The 5,270-nt window shown below is 45.0% G+C and carries 3 protein-coding genes and 1 pseudogene; all 4 read left to right on the top strand.

Features of this window, described 5'->3' with window-relative positions; genetic code table 11:
* The first annotated feature begins 155 nt into the window (after window positions 1–155).
* Entirely contained in the window at window positions 156–2,054 is a 1,899-nt protein-coding gene (locus K4A83_RS21770) for a SpoIIE family protein phosphatase (protein WP_265266816.1), read from the top strand.
* Between the two features lie 222 nt (window positions 2,055–2,276).
* Window positions 2,277–2,858 (top strand): Uma2 family endonuclease, encoded by a 582-nt coding sequence (locus K4A83_RS21765; protein ID WP_265266815.1) that lies wholly within the window; start codon window positions 2,277–2,279, stop codon window positions 2,856–2,858.
* Window positions 2,859–2,929: 71 nt separating this feature from the next.
* The gene (locus K4A83_RS21760) at window positions 2,930–4,387 is read left to right on the top strand and encodes a DUF697 domain-containing protein (protein WP_265266814.1); all 1,458 of its coding nucleotides are present in this window, start codon (window positions 2,930–2,932) and stop codon (window positions 4,385–4,387) included.
* Between the two features lie 229 nt (window positions 4,388–4,616).
* Window positions 4,617–5,270, top strand: a pseudogene (locus tag K4A83_RS21755) (tetratricopeptide repeat protein); the annotation flags it as partial.

Here is a 5,270-nt window from a genome sequence, read left to right as displayed (position 1 = left end):
CTAGAAGCCTATTGCGAATCAACAGGTCGTTCCAAATCAGATGTTTTGAGAGAACTCATCAGAAGCCTTAAGATCAAGAAAAAGCCGTCCTAGAAGGACGGGGCTTTAGACCCAGTTCCTCGGTAAAATTCCTTAAGTCCTACATCACAGTCCTTATGATTCCCTCTCTAATTCATCGTAGTCTACGGTGGCGTTTAATTCTCTTAATCGCTAGTAGCATTATCTTCCCGATGTTGAGTACTTTGTTATTAGCCACTTATCAAGCGGGACAGATTTTGCAGAAGGAAGCTAAACAGCATTTAAGACAGGAAAATACGGCGTTAGCGAATAATGTGAATCAATGGGATCAAAATGTGGTGAAAATTCTGGAAAATATTAGTCAACAACCGGGAATTTTAGCCATGGATGCAGCAGCACAAAAAGCAATTTTAGACGCGAGTAGCCGTGTTTATGAAGATATTTATTTAATCAATACCATTAATTTAAATGGGATGAATATAGCCCGCAGTGATGAAGCCGACTTAACAGATTATAGCGATCGCACTTATTTCCAACAAGCCATCCTCGGCGAACCCATCACCCGGGAAATCGTACTCGGACGCACCTCCGCTAAACCGGCCGTAGTCTTTGCCACTGGCATAATAAACGACATCACCCAAGAAACACTAGGCGTGCTTGCCCTTGCCATCAAACTAACCGATGTTACCGAAAAAGTGCAAGCGGTAACTTTAGGTCAAACAGGTTTTGCCTTTGTAGTGGATGAACGCGGCAAAATCTTAGCTCATCCTAACATAGAAACCGTATACAGTCTTCAGGATTTTAGAGATTATCCCCCCGTTAAAGCACTGCTTGAGGGGAATTCCGGTTTTTTTATGTTCGAGGATGAAAACAACATTCAATGGTTCGCTCACACCGTGGTATTGCCGAATCATTGGGGTGTCATTGTCCAACAACAACAACGAGAAATTCTAGAGCGAGTTTATCGTTTTTGGACTTTTGCCCTATTCCTAACATTAATTATCTTAATCTTAGTCATCCTCATAACTTGGCAAATTGCTAACCATATTATTGACCCTCTCCAACGACTCAGCCAAGCCTTTGCCAAAACAGGACAAGGAGACTTAAATCAAATCATCTTGACTAATCGAAAAGATGAAGTGGGAATTTTGTCCCAAGAATTCAATGAAATGGCTCAACAACTCAAAGACTTATTTAACACCTTAGAAGACAAAGTGGCTAGCCGCACGGAAAAATTATCACAAGCGAATGCAGAAATTATTCTTTTAAATCAGAAGCTATCCGATGAAAATTTGAGAATGGGCGCGGAACTGGTGATGCTGGAAAAAATGCAAAGAATGGTTCTTCCCAACCCCGAAGAACTGTCGGCCATTGACGGTCTTGATATTGCGGCTCATATGCAGCCTGCCTCAGAAGTAGGGGGAGACTATTATGATATTCTCAGAAGTCCATCTGGGGTTGCTTTTTGCATTGGTGATGTAACTGGACATGGTTTAGAGAGTGGTTTATTAATGGTCATGACACAGGTAACTGTGCGAACGTTAATTAATCTTGGTTTAATTTGTCCCTATGATTTTTTCATTCGCTTAAATGAGACTATTTTTCAAAATATTGAACGGATTAAATCTGATAAAAATCTAACCTTTGCTTTAGTGATTTATCAAGAAAATAAGTTAATTATTAGTGGACAACATGAAGAGGTAATCATCTGTCGAAATAACGGCGAAATTGAACGGGTTGATACCATTGATTTAGGCTTACCTATTGGACTGACCGATGATATTAGTAGCTTTTTAAGCTATACTGTAATCCATGTTCAACCGGGAGATACGGTCATTCTATACACTGATGGGATTACAGAGGCGATGAACCCTGAAGAAAAACTTTATGGGATGGATCGTCTTTGCGCCATCATTAGTCAACACTGGAATCAGCCTGCGGAACAGATTAAAAATGCTATTCTAGAGGATTTACGGCAGTTTATCGGTGAGCAAAAGATTTTTGATGATATCACTTTAGTTGTGTTTAAATGTTGAGGGCGAGGTGAAACTTGGTGTAAGGTGCGGGACTAGCGCAGAAGTATAGACCGAATATATAGCGTTTCCATTTGAGTTTTGTAATCCACAAGGGAAAGTAAAGGGAACAGGGAACAGTATACAAGGGTTACAAGGAGCTTGAAGTATTATGAGAAACTGCTCTGAGAGTTGATCAATGATTTAGAACCGCTATATAATAGGGATGGATTAAGGATGCTAACTATGTCCATTGCAACTGAATCAACATTAGAAAAAAAAGTGTGGACTGATGAAGAATTTATGGCATTGCCCCAAGATGGACATCGCTATGAGATTCTCAATGGAGAATTGATTAGTATGGGAAATTCAGGAGCATTGCATGGCTATATCTGTACCTTACTGTTAGCCGCTTTAGTAAATTATAGTTTGTCTCAAAAGCTGGGGATTGTATTAGACTCTAGCACAGCCTTCAAAATGAAAAATGGGAATCGGCGTTCCCCGGATATATCTTTCTTTGCCAAACAACGGCTACAAGGCATGACAGAACTCCCCACGGGTTTTCTCGACGGTGCGCCCGATCTCGCGGTTGAAGTGCTATCTCCCGGTAACACAGTGGAAGAGATACACAACAAGCTGGTTGAATATTTCGAGAATGACACCCGTTTAGCCTGGATTATCTATCCTAATGAACATTTTGTTCTAGTGTATCGCTCGGCCGAAGAACCGGATCGTCTCCTGAAATCGGTTGATTCTCTAGAGGGGGAAGAGGTAATTCCGGGATTTTCTTTTCCCGTTGCTGATTTGTTCCAAAAACTCTCATTCTGAACTAAAGAGTCCCACCTCTTCCTTGATCCTACCGAACAGGTGGGATTGTCACAATCGAACTTACCTGCTCTATGTCTGATCCTCTGCAATGGAATCCCGAAGAATTGGAACAAGCCTTACAAAGTTTCGGGATGATTCAAGAAGAAATCAATTATCAACAGGCCCAGGATTCTCTACGGCAGTTGGTGAATCAATTGGATTTAACTGCCCAAGAACAAAGGGGACTGGAATCGGAAATTGAGCATTTAATGAAAATGCTGGATAAGTTGAATCAGTCGGTGGTGCAGATTGTGGCGTTTGGTTTGGTGGGACGGGGGAAGTCGTCGGTTTTAAATGCTTTGTTAGGTCAGCCTGTGTTTGAGGTGGGGCCGCTGCATGGGGTGACGCGGACGATTGATAGTGCAGATTGGCGTGTTGAGTCTGATGATATTGCTCAGGTGCAACGGGTGGCGATTCCCAGTCAAGGCAATGCTCAAATTCAGTTAATTGATACACCGGGATTGGATGAGGTGGATGGGGAGACAAGGGAGGTGCTGGCGCGTCGCATTGCGAAACAAGCGGATTTGATTTTGTTTGTCATTGCGGGGGATATGACGAAAGTGGAGTATGAGGCGTTATCCCAACTGCGAGAGGTGGGAAAGCCGATGATTTTGGTGTTTAACAAGATTGATCAGTACCCAGAGGCGGATCGGGAGTTAATTTATCAAACGATTCGAGATCAACGGGTGCGTCAATTGCTTTCTCCCGAGGAGATTGTGATGGTGAGTGCTTCGCCGTTGGTGGTGGAACGGGTCCAACGCAAGGATGGCAGTTGGCAGGTGCAACGGGAACGGGGGGAATCGCAAGTGGAGGCGTTGAAGGTGAAGATTTTGGAGATTCTGCACCGGGAGGGGAAATCGTTGGTGGCGTTGAATACGATGCTTTATGCCGATGAGGTGAATGAGTTGGTGGTGGAGCGAAAAATGGTGATTCGGGAGGAGGCGGCGAATCAGGTGATTTTGCGGGGGGTGATGACGAAGGCGGTGGCGATCGCACTTAATCCAGTCACAGTGCTAGACCTCTTTACAGGTGCGGTGATTGATGTCGCCCTCATTCTCTCCCTCTCTCGTCTCTATGGCCTCCCCATGACCCAACAGGGAGCGCTCCGATTGCTGCAAAAAATCGGCTTGAGCATGGGGGGGATTACGGCGAGTGAATTCCTGGCCACTTTGGGCTTAAGTGGCGTAAAAAGCCTATTAGGCCTCTCTGCGCCTTTAACGGGGGGGGCGAGTTTAGCCCCTTATGTTTCCGTGGCGCTGACTCAAGCAGGAGTCGCGGGGGTTTCCACCTACACCATCGGACAGGTGAGCAAAACCTACCTCGCCAATGGAGCCACCTGGGGACCCGATGGACCGAAAGCGGTAGTTCAACGGATTTTAGATTCCCTTGACCAAGAATCGATTCTGAACCGGATTCGGGTGGAATTACGGGAAAAATTGAAAAAAACTAGCGACGTATTCCCCCACCTGAGAACAGATGGGGATTCGTGAAAACCTTGCCTAGGGCTTGCTGGAAAAGTCTGCTAGTCGAGAATAGGGAACAATTCACAATTGATAATTTATGATTAATGATTATTAATTCCGACATTTTACTATTTACTGGGTGGCAGTGCTTAGAGCCATATTCAGCAGACCTGAACCTAAAGAGCGAAGCATCAAAACGTGATAAATTTTGCTGTACTTATTGAGTAGGCTATGATGAGGGGAAGATAACGATACTGTGGCACATTCCAATTCGGTTATTTACCAGCGATTATATAAGGCTTTAAGTGTGGGGTTACGTCGTCAAATTTTTTTGGCGGTTTGTGATCAGGTTTCATTGCGCGATCGCCTCTCGGAGCAATTACACGACGGAAAAAGTGCTTCTTTCCCCCCCCTCATTACGGTCAGACTCAATGCCGAGAACCCGAATTTTTTAAATGCGATCGCCACAATTCTCCAAGATAACCCCCACCTCAAACAATCCAAGCTATCCCCCACCTTTGAAATTATCGGCCTTGAAGACCTTACCCGGAAATCTGCCCCCCTCCAACAACGTTTTATTCGCCATTTACGCCTGATTGAGCGCCATTTACCCCAACTGGATTTTAGTCTTTTGCTCTGGTTGCCTCGGCCTTGGTTGACCAATATTCGCCAAGCTGTGCCAGAATTTTGGCGGTGGCATACCGGGGTTTTTGAGTTTAGCGCTGATGTAGAAAGTGTTCCGGGGGACTCCTCCACCTCTGCAACAAGGGAAGAACCTACCCCCTCACGTCCTCCCCTTCCCCCTCCCCCTCCCCTTTCCCCCCTCAGCGAGGGAGAATTCCCCCTCGTTACCTTACAATTTAAACCCTACTCTCCCCCCCCTATCCCAGAGCAAGAATGGGCAACCCCT

This window comes from Spirulina subsalsa FACHB-351, from assembly GCF_026130165.1.
Taxonomy (GTDB): Bacteria; Cyanobacteriota; Cyanobacteriia; order Cyanobacteriales; family Spirulinaceae; genus Spirulina_A; species Spirulina_A subsalsa_A.
Note: the sequence above shows the minus strand (reverse complement) of the source record. Positions and strands in the feature narration are given on the sequence as shown.

What these genes read in the sequence shown, in the direction of transcription:
- K4A83_RS21770 (WP_265266816.1), top strand. Translation starts at nt 156, where the DNA reads ATGATTCCCTCTCTAATTCATCGTAGTCTACGGTGGCGTTTAATTCTC.
- K4A83_RS21765 (WP_265266815.1), top strand. Translation starts at nt 2,277, where the DNA reads ATGTCCATTGCAACTGAATCAACATTAGAAAAAAAAGTGTGGACTGAT.
- K4A83_RS21760 (WP_265266814.1), top strand. Translation starts at nt 2,930, where the DNA reads ATGTCTGATCCTCTGCAATGGAATCCCGAAGAATTGGAACAAGCCTTA.